Source organism: Paenibacillus sp. 1A_MP2, assembly GCF_052244825.1.
Taxonomy (GTDB): domain Bacteria; phylum Bacillota; class Bacilli; order Paenibacillales; family Paenibacillaceae; genus Paenibacillus; species Paenibacillus vandeheii.
The window spans coordinates 1,921,156-1,938,875 of record NZ_JBQQCS010000001.1 but is presented as its reverse complement, the minus strand read 5'-3'; the positions used below and the strand labels follow the sequence as shown (position 1 = coordinate 1,938,875).

The following is a 17,720-nucleotide window of genomic DNA, read 5'->3' as shown; positions in this document are numbered from 1 at the left end:
GTCTTTTTCTCCTTCACCCCTGTACGATTCAACCATCCATACAACTTATACCTAAACGTTTTAAGATAACGTCTATTTAACCTTGGCCTACAATGCGCGTGCGTCGAACCCCGGGCATATCCTGCATCCGATCGAGCATTTCTCCGATTTCCCCATGGAGATGCGATGTCTCCACCGAAATGACAACGTTGGCTCTTCCCTGGAGCGGGATACTTTGATTAATGGTTAACACGTTGGCTCCATAACCAGCTACATGTCCGAGCACACGAGACAGTATTCCTGACTGATGCTCCAAATCAATGGAGATCGTTACAATTCTCTCCCGTTCAAGCTGGTTGATCAAATGGATGCCATCCTTGTACTTATAAAAAGCACTTCGGCTTAATCCAACCTGCTCAACCGCCTCATGAACTGTTTTGACATCTCCGGAAGCCAGCAGTTCTTTAACCTGCATGGTCTTCACTACAGCCTCTGGCAAAATGTCTTCCCGTACTAAGTAATAGCGTTCGTTCACAGAACGTCCTCTCCTCAAAGACTCATGTATTCATATAGTGGACATTATAAAGGATCTATTCCAAAAGGGCAATACGTTACATGTCTATTTTTGAAAAACTGTTCCTAACAGTATACAAGTTTATCCTGCGTGCAGGTAAGAAAAAATAAAAACGCAGAGCAGCGGGTCATCTCCCACTTCTCTGCGTATGTTCTAGCCTTTATTTGTACATAGCGGCCAACTGCCTTAGTAGTAGCTGCTGCCTTCCACAAATTCGAACTCAAATTCGCCAATGCGTACAATGGTGCCTTCTTCAGCTCCGCGTTTACGCAGTTCCGCATCCACACCCATATACCGCAATGTACGCGCCAGTTTGAGAATGGCTTCATGGGAATTCAACTGCATCCGTTTCATCATACGTTCAATCTTGGCACTTTCGACAACGAAGATTTCGTTCTCCCGTACAATACGGAAGCCATCGTCCTCTTTCTTGTCCAAGCTGTACACTTTACGTTCGGATAAGTCTGCCACTTCTTCAACCACTGGCTCGTCCGGAATTTGATCCAGCAGATCAGCGGCACGATACAAGAGCTCTTGAATGCCTTTCCGTGTCAGGGATGAAATAGGCATAACTTCAATATCCGGTTGAACCTCACGAGCCTTCTGCAAGAATTCTTCAAGATTAGCTTCGGAGTCTGGCATGTCCATTTTATTCGCTGCTACAACCTGTGGTCTTTCGGCGAGAACAGGATTGTACAATTTCAGTTCCTCGTTGATTTTCTGCCAGTCTTCGAACGGATCACGTCCTTCGGAACCAGACATATCAACGACATGAACGATGATACGCGTCCGTTCAACGTGACGCAAGAACTCATGTCCAAGTCCAATACCTTCATGAGCACCTTCAATCAGACCCGGCAAGTCGGCCATAACAAAGCTGCGGCCTTCTCCCACACCAACAACACCCAGGTTAGGTGTAATCGTTGTAAAATGATAGGCTCCAATCTTTGGCTTGGCTGCCGATACAACAGACAACAGCGTGGATTTACCAACACTCGGGAAACCAACTAAACCGACATCTGCCATGACCTTAAGCTCAAGTACGATGTACCGCTCTTCGCCCTCTTCACCATTTTCGGCCAGTTCTGGCGCTGGATTGTTAGGCGTGGCAAAACGGATATTTCCCCGTCCGCCTCGTCCACCACGAGCAACAACAACCTGTTGACCATGACGTGTCAAATCAGCCAGTACTTCTCCACTGTCTTCATCCAAAATCACAGTCCCTGGTGGAATACGTACAATCATGTTCTCAGCGTTCGCGCCATGCTGACTTTTATTACGTCCCTTCTCACCGCGAGGGGCCTTGAAGTGACGTTGGTAACGGAAATCCATCAACGTACGCAGACCTTCATCCACACGGAAAATGATGTCAGCTCCTCTGCCTCCATCGCCCCCGGCAGGTCCGCCGTTCGGTACATACTTCTCACGACGAAACGAAACAATTCCGTCCCCTCCGTCTCCGGCTTTCACATAAATCTTAGCTTTATCTACAAACATTGGTTAACCCCTTCTTCCTATATTCCGCAAGGCATTCTGAATTGTATAAACGTATCCTCAGACGGAAGCTGCTCCGTTCTGACTTTTTTTCCTTTGAGTACGGCATTGAGCTGCCGCAGTGTTTCCGGATCGGGTGTTTGATCCCCATCCAGCCGAACAACCACATCTCCATGGTCCTGTCCGAAGTTCAAGGTCAGTTTGCGAACCTCTCCCCAAGACGACCGGCCGCCGCCATATTGATAGGCACGAATCGCATCGGCAATCGCCCCCGTAAGTGACTCGCCATCCTCGGGAGAGACCAGAGCACTAAGCTGTAACTCTTCCTCTACTACCACATGCAATTCCAGAGCGACTCCACTGGTCCGGAAAGATTGAAGATAAAAAACGAGTGAAGGAATACCCAATCTGGAGATTCGGCTTTCTTCGTTAACCCGCTCTACTATTCTTTCCACACATTGCACTGATTTATCAAGTTTGCCCAGCCGAAGATATCCATATAACACCTGAAGATCGTTCATCCAATCATGCCTATGATGATTTAATGATGCAATTGCTGTCTTTTCCATAGATTGTATGATGGTTCTGCGTTCCGCCTCTGCCTGTCTTTTCATCACGTTCACAGAAACAAAAAGCACCGCGACGGACCACAATGCGTACACAGCCATTGAAATAACCACTGGATACAGCATAACGAAAACCAAAGGAATCAGAAGTGAACATGCCGCAATCCACGGCACTCTTTTCCAAGATTTCATGGCTTCTCCCCGTTCTACAAAACTCGGTTGGTTTAATCCCCACCGTACACAAGTATAACATGTCTTTTCTGCCAGTTCATTATCGAATAACCTAAAAATACAAAAAGCCTCCGGCAAAAATGCCGAAGGCTCCTTAGGCGGAATGCCGATATTATGCTTCTACTGCAGCTGCTACTGGAGCAACATTCACAGGGTAGATGCTTACTTTTTTACGATCGCGTCCCCAACGTTCGAATTTCACAACGCCGTCAACTTTCGCAAACAAAGTGTCATCTTTACCGATACCCACGTTAGTACCTGGGTGAATTTTCGTACCGCGTTGGCGAACGAGAATGCTACCACCAGTTACTGTTTGACCGTCAGCACGTTTAACGCCAAGGCGTTGTGCGTTACTGTCACGACCGTTCTTCGTGGAACCTACACCTTTTTCGATGCGAATAACTGAAGATTTAATTTCAACATGATTGGTTGTCCTCCTTCTTTAATTATTTGACTTGCTCTATCTGAATATACTTTCCGTATGACTCTGCAATATCAGTGAGCATAAGTACCATGGATTCGAGTAGCAATTGTACCTGGGACCAGGTTCCGTCTTCTCCAGCACCGGTAAAGAAGCGCTTAAAAAGCCATTCTTCATCTTAGCATCCATTTCGACACCAGTCAGTGTTTCGATCGAGTTCACCGTACCCACTGTAACAGCGGATACCCCGGCACATACGATGTCTTCTCCTCGCTTGGCAAAATTAGCATGCCCTTTGATGGAGAAACGATCGATGCTCCCGTCATCATTACGAAAGACTTGAACGATAATCACTTATCGCACCTTCTTACGCTTTGATTGCTTCGATAGTTACTTTAGTATACGGTTGACGGTGACCTTGCTTCACATGGTAGTTCTTTTTAGGTTTGTATTTGTATACAACAACCTTTTGTCCTTTGCCATGTTTCTCCACTTTAGCCGTTACAGTTGCTCCGGAAATCAATGGTGTACCTGCTGTCAAACCTTGATCGTTAGATACAGCCAGGACACGGTCGAACGTTACGCTTTCGCCATCGTTCGCAGTCAATTTTTCGATGAACAGAACATCGCCCTCTTGGACTTTGTACTGTTTGCCACCAGTTTCAATAATTGCGTACATTTGCCTTGCACCTCCTCATGTCTCAGACTCGCCCGGTCTCAGGTGACAGTGTCCTTGCGGAACTGTTCTTGTACCCGGCCAGTGCGGTTACAGCATGTGCAAGACCGTTAGGCTAAACACATACCTGAAGATTATACCACCAACTATACTGAAAATCAATGCAACGGTGAAATATATCTTTTGCCTGTCCCATGACAGGAAGAACACGGCTCCACATAAGGGAGCGTACTCTCTTCCCGTACCTTCTTACGAGTAAGTTCGAGCAACCCCAGCTTGGTCCACCCCATGACAAAAGCCTTGGTTCGATCCTTCTTGAGTTCATTTTCCAGCGTTGCCGCAACTTCATGCCGATTCGTCGCTTCCTCCATATCAATGAAATCCACAATAATCATGCCGCCGATATCCCGAAGACGCATTAAACGGGCGATCTCAACCGCTGCCTGCATATTCGTCTCCGTTACGGTCTCTTCCAGACTGTCACCGCCCGCTCCCGTGTACTTGCCTGTATTAACATCAATTACAGTGAGCGCCTCGGTATGATCAATGACAATATACCCGCCTCCAGGCAGCCATACCTTGCGGGCAAAATCCTTGTTCAACTGCTCCTGCACACGATAAGCGGCAAAAATCGATTCTTCTCCCCTGTACACCTGTACTTTAGGTTTATGGCCTGGACAGATTTCCTCCAGCAAAGCACTCAATTCCCTGGCTTGTACTTCATTATCTGTAATGACTTCATCGCTGCCAGGCGTATACACATCTCGAATAATCCGCTGAACCATACTGTGATCCCGATGCAGCAGGCTTGGTGAAGGCAAGCTATTCGCTTTTTCACGGATCAGACGCCACTGCTCACGTAATGTTTCCAGGTCGGCCTGAATGGCTTCCCTCTGTTCCTCTGCGGATACGGTTCGTATGATAAGCCCCTCTTCGTCCCGTCTCAGTTGTTCGCCGAGCGTCTTAAGGCGGGATCGATCGCCCTCACGGGCAATTTTTTTGGAGACGGCTACATAGTCCGCCAAAGGCATGAAGACAAGCCAGCGGCCCGGCAGCGAATAATGAGTCGTCACCCGGGCTCCCTTGCTTCCTACTGGCTCCTTCAGGACCTGGACGATTACATCCTGACCTGGACGAAGCAGCTCCGCGATTGAAGGCTTCACTTTCGGTTGTTTCTCCAGATTGGGATGCAAAACATCGTCCACATACAGAAAAGCATTCTTTTTCTGACCGATATCCACAAAAGCAGCTTGCATACCTGGTAACACGTTCACTACCCGTCCTTTGAAATACGAACCCAGCAGCCCACGCTCGCGTGTACGCTCTGCCATGAACTCTACAGCTTTGCCTTCTTCCAGAAGCGCCATTTGCATGAGGTTATGTTCATTATGTACAATCATTTGTTTCATGGCTTCACCTCTAGAAGACTATTCAATTCATCCACATCCATTCTGTATCTTTGCCATACTCATTGTACATGTATTAACCCATTTCAGGACAGATCCACCAAGATGCTACAACTTATCCGTGTCTTGTTTGAAATAAGAACCGATGATTCGCTGCTCAGGCAAAACGGCCATGATTCTTCCCTGTCTATTCATCACATATATCATATGGTATCTTTCTCTCTAAATAGACGCAAAATAGACTCCAAAGGTTTCGCCGGAAATGAGATTATCGGCTGCGCCAAACTTCCTGCAGCTGCATGGCGGGTGAATGCACTCTCACGATTCATCAGAAATCGGATAAATCGATATGGAATATTTCGGTAATCAGTCACATTGGAATAGAACAGAAAAATCCCGATCAACAGAATATTTAACGGTAACCCGTAATCACCAGTAAACCAGCGACCCATGGCAACCAAAATAACCCCTGCGCTGCACAGAATGCTGATCCTGTAAGTCCACATCAATGTCGTATAGTAGGGAGCAGCCATACTAACGAGTGCCTGTACAATTTTACCGCCATCGAGCGGCAACACGGGTAACAGGTTAAAGAGGGCAATCAGCAGATTCCCTTGTATAATATAATCCAAAAAAACCGGGTCTCCCAAGTTTCCATACTTCAATAATAAAACGACTCCAACCATGAGTATATTTTGAAATGGGCCTGCCAACGCGATAATGATCTCCCGACGAGCTGTAATATTCCCGGCATCCTCAATAACGGCAACGCCGCCAAAAGGAAGCATCTGTATCGAAAGGACACGGCAGCCCAGAAGGGCTGCCGCTGCAGCATGTCCACATTCATGAATAAAAACGATGGCAAAAAGCGTGATGAGTTCAATAAAGTTTCCGGTTAACAGGGAGGCCATCATGATGATCACAAAAAAGGGTGAAACGAGATACGCACCCCCCATAACCTAATCAAGGGCAACCACTTCCGCAGGGTCTACGTACTCCTCTCCCTCTTTTACAGCGAAATACAATGTGGCAGGTTGATCATTTCCAGTCTCCTTCAGGCTACCGACTGCGTCACCCGCTTCTACCCAATCATTCACCTGAACTTCACTTTCGTTCAAGCGTCCGTATATGGCTGTCACTTGGCCAGAGTGCTGGATTACAACCGTAGTTCCATTTTCCGGATCATCCAATACTTGAAGTACTCGTCCGGCATCTGAACTGACAACCTGAACTAGCCCAGTGCCGGCAGGTTCGGGAACAATTTCAATACCTTTCATGCTCAGTGCAAAAGGCTGAACAACGGTTCCAGAGATCGGTTTGCCCAAAAGGTGTCGAATACCCGAGCCGTTCACAGGATCAGTAGTATGTCCAAGAACAGGCAGGAATGAGGGTGTTCCGCCAAAGTGACGTTCGTACCATGCAGCGGCATACGCAAAGTCCATATCACGATGCAGCATATCAGCGATCACGGTTTTGGCAGGAGTCGTCCACGCGGTATTCAACTGAAATAATCCCCAAACGCCGCCAAATAATAAAATACTAACCACCGTTCGTCCCATGAAAGACTTCATCAGATTGAAGCGTGGATGGCCGCCAGGACCAAAATGCCCATTCTCTTTTTTCCACAGCCATTCCGGATCTCTTTCCTGTTCTGCCAGTGAAGATCTTGCCGTTCTTAGATTTTCTTGTATATCCATAGCCGAGAGAGGCTTACGTTGCGCTGATGTACGCTTATCAGATACCGGGCCCGATTCTCGCTGCTGCATAATTTCCTCCGTCGCACCATCCATCAGCCGCCGAATGCGCTCTTCTCTTCTCTGCTTGATTCTGAGTTTCGTATTCATGGAATATCCTCCCGCCGAGGCTTGTTTACTACATCCTATGAGAGCCCGTTCATAATATGAACAAGCTTCGGCTGGAAGCAAAAATAACCCCACAATGTGGAGCCCTTACTTGAAGTACATATCCGTTCTATACAAGACACCTTTAATAAAATGCCCCATAATAATCAAAAAGCCGGGCTTGAGGGCCGCGGCTGTCATACAAGAATGCGATAAGGACGAACGAGTTAACCCATTCCAAAAAACTTTTTGAAACGTGAAAAGGCACCCTTTTTCTGCTCCAATTGCATCAAGGGAACGGTATCCCCCAGAATACGACGGGCAATATTCCGATAGGCAATGGCCGCAAGTGAATCCGGATTCATTACTGTAGGCTCTCCTGAGTTAGCTGCCTTGATAACAAGCTCATCATCAGGAACGATCCCGATCAGATCAATATTAAGTACTTGTAAAATGCCGTCAATGTCAAGCATGTCGCCTGATTTGACCATATTGTTGCGGATACGGTTCACGACCAGTTTTGGTGATTGAATATGTGAACTCTCCAGCAAACCAATGACACGGTCCGCATCACGGACAGCTGCATTTTCTGGTGTAGTGACCACAATCGCCTGGTCCGCTCCTGCAACCGCATTTTTGAACCCTTGCTCAATTCCGGCTGGACAATCAATAATGACGTATTCAAAATCTTTTTTCAATTCGAGGATAATGTCCTTCACCTGTTCGGGTGACACAGAGTTCTTATCTCTCGTTTGTGCTGCAGGCAGCATATACAATTCTTCGAAACGTTTATCTTTGACCAAAGCCTGATTCAGTCGGCAGCGGCCGTCTGCAACGTCGCACAGATCATAAATGATCCGGTTTTCGAGTCCCATCACGACATCCAGATTGCGAAGGCCGATATCGGTATCTACCAGACAAACCTTTTTGCCGAGCAGCGCCAGCGCTGTCCCGATGTTTGCCGAGGTGGTTGTTTTACCCACGCCGCCTTTACCCGAAGTGATCACGATCGCCTCTCCCATGAGCTACACTCCTTTAAACACATTAAAATCTCGGCGCAACCGAACGATATTGCTCATCTTGTCGATCTGCATCTGATTGTCCTGTAAATAAGCAAATTCCATTCCGGTCTCTCGGCTCTCCCACTCATCGGGAGGACGGCTGATGATGTCAGCGATCCGCAGCTGCGTCGGTGCAAATACCGAAGCGGCAATGATCGAGTCTTCGTCCCCACCAATTCCAGCGTGAGCCATGCCTCTGAGTGAACCCAAAACATATATATCTCCGGTACACGTTACTGTGCCCCCGGATTGATATCTCCAAGAAACAGTAGATTCCCATCATGATGAAGCACCTGGCCAGAACGTACCATACCACACATGGTCACAATCGGCGGCGGCCCTTTAACCTCTGGTTTAAGGGCCGGTGAGTCGATGGAACGAATGAGCAAATTCCCTTTTTGTTTCAATATATCAAGAATTGCTTCTTTCTGGTCCTCTGTCACTTCACGGCTGCCCAGTTTGATATCCACATGAACAATCGGTCCGGTCAAAATATTTTGATGGCTGTGTTCCAGCTTATAGCGGAGCTCGTAGAGCAATTCCTCGAATTCACATTGATCGTCCAACAGGAAAACCAGGCCGTCTCGGATGCCTTTAATCGTTACGTGATTCGATTTTACCGTCATAAGCCTGTCCCTCCCATCTCATTACATTTCGTGCCCGGGTCCCCAAGTTCCTGCTTCCCACTCCAAAAATGGTTCAAGAAGCTTCTTGTGCTTTGCTCTTTCTCTTACCAATCCGCTCCAGTTGTTTCCGAAGAGGAACATAAATGATCAGGGCGAACACAAAATGAATGAACAAATTGGGAATCATGTATTCAAGCAGCGCCCAGTCAAATGTCACGTGATTGAGTTGGAAGAGCTTATACAGAAAGAATAACATGGTATCATTCAGCAGACTTCCTAAAAGGACGACGGAAACCATCACTGGCAGTGGTGCACGCGGAGCTTGGAAAATAAGTCCCATCATATATGCTGAGAGTCCCATAGAAAATCCGTATGGTCCAATCATTTCGCCGTAAAATACGACGTCATGCAGCAGTCCAAAAAATATGCCAAGCACCAACGCCGTGTGCCGATGATGATATACAGCGATAAATAAAATTACGATGTAAACCAGATTCGCAGAAATGCGCATTTGCCAACCCGAAGGAATGAGTAACGGAAGAATCGTTCCTTCCGCAATGAACAACACGAACAGCAGCAGGAATAAGACTTGCTTGCGCGTCACCATTATTCTTTTACCTCAGGCGGGATAATCACAATCAGCTCTTTCCAGTCCAGAAAGCTTGCGTATGGTTTAATTGTAGCTGTTTGTGTTAAGCCATATTCGCTTTTCTCAACCTTTTCCACTTCTCCGATACGCATGTACTTTGGAAAATTGTTAATAATCCCGGAGGAGATAATTTCATCCCCTTCTTTGATATTTGAATCTTCTGAGATCTTGGTCATTTTGAGCATGCCGGACTTCGGATCATAACTCTCGATCATACCAAACACTTTTTCTTTACCAACCGCTGTAGCTGCAATGGCATTGGATGTTGGATCATTGGCGTCCATGGAAGTCAACAGATTAACTGTGGACGTATATGAGCTGACATGACTAACGACCCAACCAGCCCTTCCTGCGAAGTGACAGCCATCCCAGCCTTAATTCCCGCATTTTCACCAATGTCGATATTAATCGTTCTGCTGTTCGGGTCGGAATTGGCACTGATAACTTGAGCAATTCGTGAACCGTAGTTATACCGATTTTTTTGTTCCTCGGTAAAATTGAGAGCTTTCTGGAGCTGTTCATTTACCTGTTCCATATCATTGTATTTCAGCCGATCCCGGGTATAGTGACCCATCGCAATGCGAAGCTCTTCATTTTCTTGATATACCGTACGCATGTTCGCCAAATCTTTAAAAAAGCCCGCTACAGAAGAAGCGGGCTTGTAAAATACGTATTGTACAAATCCGACAGAATCCTTCAGGAATTTCTCCGGCCAGGATAGAGCGGTTCGCGGACCGAGCGTAAAGCCCATTAACGCGATAAATGTAACAAGGCCCACCAGCAAAACAAAAAGTCTTTTGTTACCCAGCAGTTTAAACAGTTCGACCACCCTCTAACATCCATTATTCTCTTCCGAGCCATGCCCGGCGGGGAGACTGTCAGACTTATAGTCCCTTCGAGAATATCAGTCCATTCTCCCCGGGTATGCGGGTAATAGCTCTCCCAGCCTAAGCCAGGTCCTCTTCGTTGATATCATTCCCCTTGGTCGATAAGCGAGCCAAGCAGAAGGAGATATCAATTATCGTTTGGAGCGAACTGCCGAACTGCTTCTGCTCTTGAACAAATGAATATTCTCAAGCGCTTTACCTGTTCCGATTGCAACGCAATCGAGCGGGTTCTCTGCTACGATAACAGGCATTCCTGTCTCACCAGCAAGCAGCTTGTCCAGATTGCGAAGCAATGCGCCGCCACCTGTGAGGACAATACCACGGTCCATAATATCTGCTGCCAGCTCAGGAGGACATTTCTCCAATGTTACTTTTACAGCTTCAACAATGGCATTCACCGTATCCGCCAGAGCTTCGCTGATTTCATCCGATGTAATCGTAATCGTCTTCGGCAGACCTGTAACGAGGTCGCGTCCACGAATTTCCATGGTTTCCACTTGCTCAAGCGGCATAGCTGATCCGATATCCATCTTCAACTGCTCCGATGTACGTTCACCGATCATCAGATTATATTGGCGTTTAATGTATTGAATCACGGACTCATCCATCTCGTCACCCGCTACACGAACCGAACGACTCGTTACAATCCCGCCCAGGGAGATAACAGCCACTTCTGTTGTACCGCCACCAATATCGACAACCATGCTTCCCGTTGGTTCCCATACCGGAAGATCTGCACCGATTGCTGCTGCAAAAGGCTCTTCAATTGTGTAGGCTTCACGCGCACCGGCTTGTTTTGTTGCATCTTCAACGGCACGTTGTTCTACCGCAGTAATCCCGGATGGTACACATACCATCACGTTAGGATGACGCTGGAACATGGAGCGTTGCTTCTGCGCCTCACGGATGAAGTATTTGATCATCGTTGCCGTTGTATCGAAATCGGCAATAACGCCATCTTTCATTGGACGAATGGCACGAATGTTACCTGGTGTACGTCCAATCATTTTCTTGGCGGCTTCACCTACTGCCTCGATGGTTTTTGTATCTGTCCGTATAGCGACAACCGAAGGTTCGCGCACCACAATTCCTTTTCCACGTACATAAACCAAAGTATTCGCTGTCCCCAAATCAATACCCAAATCTTTCGTAAAACCACCAAACATGACGTAATCTCCTTTTCTGCCTCATATAGCCGCCCCAGTTCATCAAGAGCGTTTCATTTTCATTCCCACCACAATGGCGGAGCTAATATTCGCATTTGTTTTGTGTTGCATTGCTTTGCATGTGTAAAGTGAACCTATCTTCTACGGACAACGCCGTCAACATTCATAGGAAAACATCAACGCCAACCATTATATTATACTAAGCCCTTCTCCTTCAAACTTACGTACGTTCCATCTCCGATAATAATGTGATCCAGCACGTCTATGCCAACAATTGCGCCGGCTTCGATCAGTCTTTTGGTTATTTGGATGTCCTCTGGACTAGGCGTAGGATCACCACTGGGATGGTTGTGTGCGCACACAATAGATGCGCTGCTGCATTTGATGGCAGCCCGGAACACTTCACGCGGATGTACAATCGAAGCGTTAAGGCTACCCATGGAGAGTGTTTCCTGGGCAATAATGTGGTTTTTGCTATTCAGGAAAAGACACACAAAGTGTTCTTTCTGCAAGTAACGTAATTGTTCGGTAAGGATATCGGCCGCATCACGAGGCGTACGGATGGAAGTGGACTGTGTAAGTCTGCTCTTCGCAATCCGATGACCAAGCTCAATGCTGGCTTTCAGCTGTACAGCCTTGGCCATGCCGATTCCCTTCATCGCAGTCAGTTCTTCCAGGCTCAGATCCATCAACGAGCGAATTCCACCCGCTTCGGTCAGAATCCGCTGTGCCATATGCACTGCAGATTCCTGTCTTGTACCCGTTCGAAGTAAAATCGCCAGCAATTCAGCATGGCTTAAGGCGCCCGCCCCGTATTCCATCATGCGTTCTCTCGGGCGTTCTTCCTGGGGGATGTCGCGCATCATATATTGAGGCGACTCCATATGTTCCCTCTTTTCAGATCGTCAATTGCGGAATTTCATGTACGCGGCAGTACATGTATGCCGAATCCATCCAGCATATCGCTAAGCAAGGACAACGGTAGGCCCACCACATTAAAATAACATCCTTCAACACGGTCTATCAGTGAAGCACCAATGCCCTGAATGGCATATGATCCTGCCTTGTCCGAAGGCTCCCCGGTCTGAACATACGCACGAATCGTAGCTTCAGACAGTTCCTTCATCGTTACATCAGTCTGTCGATACTGAACCATAGATTGCCCATTGTTTGCATCAATACAGGCTACTCCCGTGAAAACACGGTGTACACGTCCCTGTAGACGAGATAACATACGTTCAGCGTCCGCTTCGTCTACGGGTTTGCCAAGAATATCACCGTCCAGAACGACAACTGTGTCACTACCCACGATAACCGCATCCTGTTCACGGCCTTCCAGCCCACGATAAACGGCAAGCGCCTTACGCATCGCAAGCTCCTGTACCGTCTGTTCAGGAGTCCATTCCGGCGGTGTATCTTCATCGGCATGACTTGGTATTACTTCAAAAGCTAGATGGAGTGATGCGATCAGTTCTTTACGCCGTGGCGAAGTGGAAGCCAGAATAATGCGACGCTGTTTTGTTTTATCCAAAATAACCGGCCCCTTATGCTACGGCGACAATCCTATCGGATCACGCTAGTAGATATCATTTTTTTAGTTTCTTCGTCAAAATTCGTCATTCTCCTATAACCTGCGATACAGCCATACAGCAGCAATAATACCAATCAGACTCAGGAGGCTCATTTGAAATTGAAGTGAAATATCATAACTGATAATATCCAGATCAGCCTGCGGCGACCAACGAATGGTCGTGGCTTTCGTTAGAAAGGCAACGGCCTTTACAGGCTGCAGTGCCTTGGCGATCCACGCACCGGCCAGCCAGCCGAGCAGCAGAAACAGCAATAACATGCCGAAGTTTTTTTTCATCGGTGATCTTCCCTCGCCATTTTTTGACACCCACATTATTATACGGGGTTTTGTACGTCAATACAAACACAAATCCGGCAAGGGGAACTATTTCCAGTTCCTTGCCGGACAGGTATTTCAAGGCTGTGTTATGGGAAAGCATTGATTACTGTTTTATCGCCTCAAGCCATTTTTTTTGCTGTAATACATATTCCATCAGATCAGACTGTACAGACCACATATGCACATTCGCCGGATTTTTGTTGTATTCGGCAAGTGCAGTTACCGCACTGTTCATCGATTTTTCCATCGCGGATACATAGGGTTGTACGTCTGCACTCAGACCCGGTGCAATACTATTCAAACCAGTGAGCCAGAGTTCATGCTGGTTCTGTAGTGCGGTCATCGTTTCGGCTGAAACAGCTTCAGGAACAGCTTGACCGAGCTTCTGGATCGAGAGGGTAGACAGTTGTTCTACCAAAGTTGATCCACTTGCGAAGAACTGCTGAACATCCTCTGCTTTTCCGCCGAATACTGCTAGATTCACTTCAGGGTTGACGATTTCCTTGACGTACAGTTCCACACCTTCGGCCTTAAGCCTTGTGCTAAGCAGCTTGGCCTCCTCACGGTCAGCCGAAATGCCTGCGTATACCCGATTACCATCCTCCGGGTCGGAGCCTGCTGCAATGCCTGCCTGGGACAATTCCACCTTCGCCTGTTCAGCGCGTTCAGGAGAACTGAATACACCGTATTGCAGTGCATAATAACTGCCGCCTGTAGTTGCTGCTTGGAGCTGCTGTTCCGAACCAGCCACTCCCCCCGACCTGTCACAGCCGACACCGCCTGATTGGCGGGAATCTTGCTCCCAGGATCTACGGCCCCTTCCCGATTGAAAAAGAAAGAATAACCATCCCGAAGAGGGCCCCGGTTACAAGTGCACCGGTAACTGAACCAATCATTTTCCAGCCCCTCGGGGGACGATTTCGCTTATAAGAGTAATTTTCACTATCTGCAATCCAATTATGATCACCATAATTCTCGTCCGATCTGCTCTCGTCCTCATCTCCCGGATATGCAGTAAGGTGATTATAGTTGTATTCGGGCTCATCAAGTATCTCATTCTTGTCCGTTCTTTGGTAAGGTTCAGGTACAGTGGAGCCTGTCAGCATCGTCTCTCCCCAGTCTCCGGGTATATCCTCTGGTGTCCATGAAGGCGTTGTATTTAACCGCGTTGGCGTTGGCGTCGGTGTTGGACTGTGCGGAATTTCTTCACTCAAAGCGGCAAATGTGCTGGATGTGGGTATCCCCTTGTTTTCAGGCTTGTCCGACTCGTTATCCCCAAAGCGAAACGTCATTCTAGCATTGCTCACCCCGTACCCTCTCCTTTGTCCCATTTATAACAGCTATATGCGGAGAGAATCTGAAACATTCCATTTCATGCAAAAAACCGCCCGCTTCGAAATGAAGTCAGACGGTTTTAAGGATGTAATTATTTCAACCCTTTGGCAAGTGTATCGCCAACTTTCCAGATATCACCTGCACCCATTGTGAGCACAAGATCACCTGGCTGAAGTCGGTGCTGCAAATCTGCAACAACTTCTTCCTTTGTCGGAAGATAACGCGCAGTAGCATTACTGTTCTGAACGATAAGTTCAACCAGTCTGGCCGAGTGCACACCTTCAATCTGTTTTTCACCCGCAGGGGAATAGATATCGGTAATGAGAACCTCATCCGCTTCTGCAAAGGCGCGACTAAACGCATCAAGCAGGAAGAACGTACGTGTGTAACGCTGCGGCTGGAATACTGCAATGATACGTTTCCCTGTCGCTTTGGCTGCACTGATCGTAGCCTCAATCTCGGTCGGGTGATGAGCATAATCATCAATAATCAGCATATCACGCGCCTCACCCAGCACCTGGAATCTGCGTTTCGCTCCATGGAACTGGATAATGGCAGCCGTAATTTTCTCGAATGGAATACCTGCTTCCAAGCATGTGATGACCGTAGCCATCGCATTATAAACGTTATGTTTACCTGGAACGGACAACTCCACCGTACCCAAAGCATTCCCCTCGTGGTTCATTGTAAAGGAAATTCGGCGATCACCAAGCACGATATCTGTTGCTGTATAATCAGCAGCATGGTCAATGCCGTATGTGGTCACCCGTGATTTTAACGCTGGCAAAATAGCTTGAACATTTTCGTCATCAGAACATACAATGGCCGTACCCTCTGGACGAATTTGACTCAGGAACTGCACATAAGCCTTTTTGAGTTCCTCAAAATCACTGTTGTAATTCTCAAGGTGATCCGCTTCAATATTCGTTACAATACCTAGCCAAGGGTGATACTGCAAAAATGAACCGTCGCTTTCGTCTGCCTCCGCAACAACCCAGTCGCCCTGGCCTGCCTTGGCGTTAGTACCCACGTTCATGATTTCTCCGCCAATGATGTATGTCGGGTCTGTATCACATTTATCCATAACGAGTGCAATCATGGATGAAGTGGTTGTTTTGCCATGAGCCCCCGCCACAGCCACACCCTTGCGCTCGTTCAGCAAACGCGCCAGCATCTGGGCGCGATGCAGAATCGGGATGTTCAGCTGTTCGGCTGCCACACGCTCCACATTATCAGCCGGAGCTGCCGTAGAGTAGACAACCAGGTCTGCCCCATTTACGTGCTCTGCCGTATGTCCGATATATATTTTCGCTCCCTTGGCTGCCAGCTTCTCGGTCAACTCCTGTGAAGCGACATCCGATCCGGTAACGGTGTATCCCATCTCAAGCATAACTCTCGCGATGGCACTCATGCCATATCCGCCAATCCCTATAAAATGAACGTGTTCCGATGTATTTAACAAAACTTTCACCAACCTTTTTCAGAATCGGTTTGATGCAAAAGGGCTGCCCGCACATCTGCAATCAGGTACAATGTGCCGGACACCACCCCCAGATCTTCCGCTTCCGTCCGTGACTTCAATAGATCAAGTGCCTTTGCCCATTCAGGCTCGACGATGATTTCCAGCTCCGGTTTCGCAATGGCGGGACGTACCCGTTCGACAATCTGCAGCAATTCGGCTGCAGCCATTTTGCGTCGGAAATCTGGCTCGGTCAGGATCAGCGTATCCACTAGTGGTAGTATATGCTGTAAATACGCTTCGTGATGCTTATTCGCCAGCATGCCCATCATCAAAATTAACTTGTTGTGAGGATATACTTCGATAATGCTCTTGGCCAATGATTCAGCCCCTTCCGGATTATGTGCTCCATCCAGTACAATTCGGGGTTCATCAACAACTTTCTCAAACCGGCCTGCCCAGAAGGCATTCTCCAGTCCAAGCGCAATATCTTCGTCATCCAGCATAAATGCCATGTATTGCCTAAGTAACTCAAGTACCATAAGCGCACCCGCTGCATTTTCGCATTGATGTATGCCTTGCATGCGTATGCGAGCGTCCAGATCACGGAACGGTCCTGTAAAATGAAAGGATTGACCGTTCTCATCACTGTCCAGTCTATGATAGGAGAAACGATCTCCTGCCAGATACACGGTTGAACTTAACCGTTTTGCGGTCTCCCGAATCACCTTCACAGCCTCTGGCTGCGTAGCACAGGTAACAACGGGTACCCCCGCCTTAATAATGCCTGCCTTCTCTCCTGCAATCGCCTCAATCGTATCTCCCAGTACATCCGTATGGTCCATACCGATATTGGTAATGACCGATATCACGGGTGTAACAATGTTCGTTACGTCCATCCTTCCCCCGAGCCCTGTCTCCCATACCACAATGTCCGGGTAGCATTCTTCCGCATAATACAGAAGGGCGAGTGCCGTGGAAACCTCAAACATTGTAGGTGATCCAAGGGGAGTTGTAGCCATCTCTTGGACTAATGGATACAGGCGGTTCGAGATTTTGAGCAAAGTTTCTTCAGGAATATCCTCACCGTTGTACTGAAAACGGTTTGTGAACTTGGTGATATAAGGGGATGTATACGTTCCAACATCATATCCCGCCTGAAGCAGCACTGACGTCAAAAAAGCGCAAGTCGAACCTTTGCCGTTCGTTCCCGCGACATGAATAAATTTGAGACGCTGGTGAGGATTGCCCAGCAATGACATCAATCCCTCGATTCGTTCCAATCCGGGTCGGATGCCGAAAGGAATAAGGCCATTGATCCAGTTGACTGCCTCGTCATAGGTAAGTAAAGGAGCTGCTATTTCTGTCCCGTTAAGTTCCGTCATATGATTCACCTTTGGTTTGAGTTTGGTTGAAAAAGCGGCCGGATGGCGCAAAAGC

At 47.7% G+C, this 17,720-nt stretch carries 16 protein-coding genes, 5 pseudogenes and 1 other annotated feature; all 21 genes and pseudogenes read right to left on the bottom strand.

Going from position 1 to position 17,720, the window contains the following annotated elements; translation table 11 throughout:
• Positions 1–76 precede the first annotated feature (76 nt).
• The 21 genes and pseudogenes from ACTWJ7_RS09600 to ACTWJ7_RS09500 all read right to left on the bottom strand — a co-directional run bounded on the left by ACTWJ7_RS09600 (position 77) and on the right by ACTWJ7_RS09500 (position 17,665).
• Positions 77–514 (bottom strand): ACT domain-containing protein, encoded by a 438-nt coding sequence (locus tag ACTWJ7_RS09600; RefSeq protein ID WP_024633956.1) that lies wholly within the window; start codon positions 512–514, stop codon positions 77–79.
• A gap of 225 nt (positions 515–739) precedes the next feature.
• Entirely contained in the window at positions 740–2,050 is a 1,311-nt protein-coding gene (obgE, locus tag ACTWJ7_RS09595) for a GTPase ObgE (protein ID WP_024633957.1), read from the bottom strand.
• Positions 2,051–2,067: 17 nt separating this feature from the next.
• A complete protein-coding gene (locus ACTWJ7_RS09590; protein ID WP_024633958.1) occupies positions 2,068–2,805 on the bottom strand; it encodes a Spo0B domain-containing protein in 738 nt (245 codons plus the stop codon).
• A 151-nt stretch (positions 2,806–2,956) separates the two neighbouring features.
• Positions 2,957–3,267: pseudogene (gene rpmA / locus ACTWJ7_RS09585) on the bottom strand (50S ribosomal protein L27).
• Between the two features lie 23 nt (positions 3,268–3,290).
• A pseudogene (locus ACTWJ7_RS09580) lies at positions 3,291–3,619 on the bottom strand (ribosomal-processing cysteine protease Prp).
• Between the two features lie 13 nt (positions 3,620–3,632).
• A complete protein-coding gene (rplU, locus tag ACTWJ7_RS09575) occupies positions 3,633–3,944 on the bottom strand; it encodes a 50S ribosomal protein L21 (RefSeq protein ID WP_024633961.1) in 312 nt (103 codons plus the stop codon).
• A 14-nt stretch (positions 3,945–3,958) separates the two neighbouring features.
• Positions 3,959–4,043, bottom strand: a sequence feature (ribosomal protein L21 leader region).
• A 56-nt stretch (positions 4,044–4,099) separates the two neighbouring features.
• Positions 4,100–5,350: an Rne/Rng family ribonuclease gene (locus ACTWJ7_RS09570; protein ID WP_079347326.1), complete on the bottom strand. Its 1,251-nt coding sequence runs from the start codon at positions 5,348–5,350 to the stop codon at positions 4,100–4,102.
• Positions 5,351–5,455: 105 nt separating this feature from the next.
• A pseudogene (locus ACTWJ7_RS09565) lies at positions 5,456–6,314 on the bottom strand (M50 family metallopeptidase).
• Positions 6,307–7,191: a M23 family metallopeptidase gene (locus ACTWJ7_RS09560; protein ID WP_301881460.1), complete on the bottom strand. Its 885-nt coding sequence runs from the start codon at positions 7,189–7,191 to the stop codon at positions 6,307–6,309. The pseudogene ACTWJ7_RS09565 and the gene ACTWJ7_RS09560 overlap by 8 nt, the downstream one beginning before the upstream one ends.
• A gap of 224 nt (positions 7,192–7,415) precedes the next feature.
• The gene (gene minD / locus ACTWJ7_RS09555; RefSeq protein WP_024633965.1) at positions 7,416–8,210 is read right to left on the bottom strand and encodes a septum site-determining protein MinD; all 795 of its coding nucleotides are present in this window, start codon (positions 8,208–8,210) and stop codon (positions 7,416–7,418) included.
• Between the two features lie 3 nt (positions 8,211–8,213).
• A pseudogene (minC, locus tag ACTWJ7_RS09550) lies at positions 8,214–8,875 on the bottom strand (septum site-determining protein MinC).
• 73 nt (positions 8,876–8,948) lie between these two features.
• Positions 8,949–9,482, bottom strand: coding sequence for a rod shape-determining protein MreD (mreD, locus tag ACTWJ7_RS09545; protein ID WP_024633967.1), 534 nt, complete (start codon positions 9,480–9,482; stop codon positions 8,949–8,951).
• Positions 9,482–10,353: pseudogene (gene mreC / locus ACTWJ7_RS09540) on the bottom strand (rod shape-determining protein MreC). Before mreC ends, mreD begins: the two are co-directional and overlap by 1 nt.
• A gap of 189 nt (positions 10,354–10,542) precedes the next feature.
• A complete protein-coding gene (locus tag ACTWJ7_RS09535) occupies positions 10,543–11,577 on the bottom strand; it encodes a rod shape-determining protein (protein ID WP_063568116.1) in 1,035 nt (344 codons plus the stop codon).
• Between the two features lie 194 nt (positions 11,578–11,771).
• A complete protein-coding gene (gene radC, locus ACTWJ7_RS09530; protein WP_024633970.1) occupies positions 11,772–12,461 on the bottom strand; it encodes a RadC family protein in 690 nt (229 codons plus the stop codon).
• Positions 12,462–12,496: 35 nt separating this feature from the next.
• Positions 12,497–13,108 carry a Maf family protein gene (locus ACTWJ7_RS09525; RefSeq protein WP_079347334.1) on the bottom strand — a complete coding sequence of 204 codons (612 nt, stop codon included), beginning with the start codon at positions 13,106–13,108 and terminating at the stop codon, positions 12,497–12,499.
• A 93-nt stretch (positions 13,109–13,201) separates the two neighbouring features.
• Positions 13,202–13,444, bottom strand: coding sequence for a DUF4321 domain-containing protein (locus tag ACTWJ7_RS09520; protein ID WP_024633972.1), 243 nt, complete (start codon positions 13,442–13,444; stop codon positions 13,202–13,204).
• A 145-nt stretch (positions 13,445–13,589) separates the two neighbouring features.
• Positions 13,590–14,237 (bottom strand): SPOR domain-containing protein, encoded by a 648-nt coding sequence (locus ACTWJ7_RS09515; RefSeq protein WP_443145368.1) that lies wholly within the window; start codon positions 14,235–14,237, stop codon positions 13,590–13,592.
• Positions 14,238–14,295: 58 nt separating this feature from the next.
• A complete protein-coding gene (locus ACTWJ7_RS09510) occupies positions 14,296–14,793 on the bottom strand; it encodes a hypothetical protein (RefSeq protein ID WP_443145367.1) in 498 nt (165 codons plus the stop codon).
• Positions 14,794–14,912: 119 nt separating this feature from the next.
• Positions 14,913–16,232, bottom strand: coding sequence for a UDP-N-acetylmuramate--L-alanine ligase (gene murC, locus ACTWJ7_RS09505; RefSeq protein WP_301881476.1), 1,320 nt, complete (start codon positions 16,230–16,232; stop codon positions 14,913–14,915).
• A 56-nt stretch (positions 16,233–16,288) separates the two neighbouring features.
• Positions 16,289–17,665: a bifunctional folylpolyglutamate synthase/dihydrofolate synthase gene (locus tag ACTWJ7_RS09500; protein WP_285078332.1), complete on the bottom strand. Its 1,377-nt coding sequence runs from the start codon at positions 17,663–17,665 to the stop codon at positions 16,289–16,291.
• Between the last annotated feature and the right edge of the window lie 55 nt (positions 17,666–17,720).

Bases quoted from the DNA above. Each gene is read 5' to 3' on its own strand.
- obgE (WP_024633957.1), bottom strand. From the start codon at position 2,050: ATGTTTGTAGATAAAGCTAAGATTTATGTGAAAGCCGGAGACGGAGGG.
- ACTWJ7_RS09590 (WP_024633958.1), bottom strand. From the start codon at position 2,805: ATGAAATCTTGGAAAAGAGTGCCGTGGATTGCGGCATGTTCACTTCTG.
- rplU (WP_024633961.1), bottom strand. From the start codon at position 3,944: ATGTACGCAATTATTGAAACTGGTGGCAAACAGTACAAAGTCCAAGAG.
- ACTWJ7_RS09570 (WP_079347326.1), bottom strand. From the start codon at position 5,350: ATGAAACAAATGATTGTACATAATGAACATAACCTCATGCAAATGGCG.
- ACTWJ7_RS09560 (WP_301881460.1), bottom strand. From the start codon at position 7,191: ATGAATACGAAACTCAGAATCAAGCAGAGAAGAGAAGAGCGCATTCGG.
- minD (WP_024633965.1), bottom strand. From the start codon at position 8,210: ATGGGAGAGGCGATCGTGATCACTTCGGGTAAAGGCGGCGTGGGTAAA.
- mreD (WP_024633967.1), bottom strand. From the start codon at position 9,482: ATGGTGACGCGCAAGCAAGTCTTATTCCTGCTGCTGTTCGTGTTGTTC.
- ACTWJ7_RS09535 (WP_063568116.1), bottom strand. From the start codon at position 11,577: ATGTTTGGTGGTTTTACGAAAGATTTGGGTATTGATTTGGGGACAGCG.
- radC (WP_024633970.1), bottom strand. From the start codon at position 12,461: ATGGAGTCGCCTCAATATATGATGCGCGACATCCCCCAGGAAGAACGC.
- ACTWJ7_RS09520 (WP_024633972.1), bottom strand. From the start codon at position 13,444: ATGAAAAAAAACTTCGGCATGTTATTGCTGTTTCTGCTGCTCGGCTGG.
- murC (WP_301881476.1), bottom strand. From the start codon at position 16,232: ATGAGTGCCATCGCGAGAGTTATGCTTGAGATGGGATACACCGTTACC.
- ACTWJ7_RS09500 (WP_285078332.1), bottom strand. From the start codon at position 17,665: ATGACGGAACTTAACGGGACAGAAATAGCAGCTCCTTTACTTACCTAT.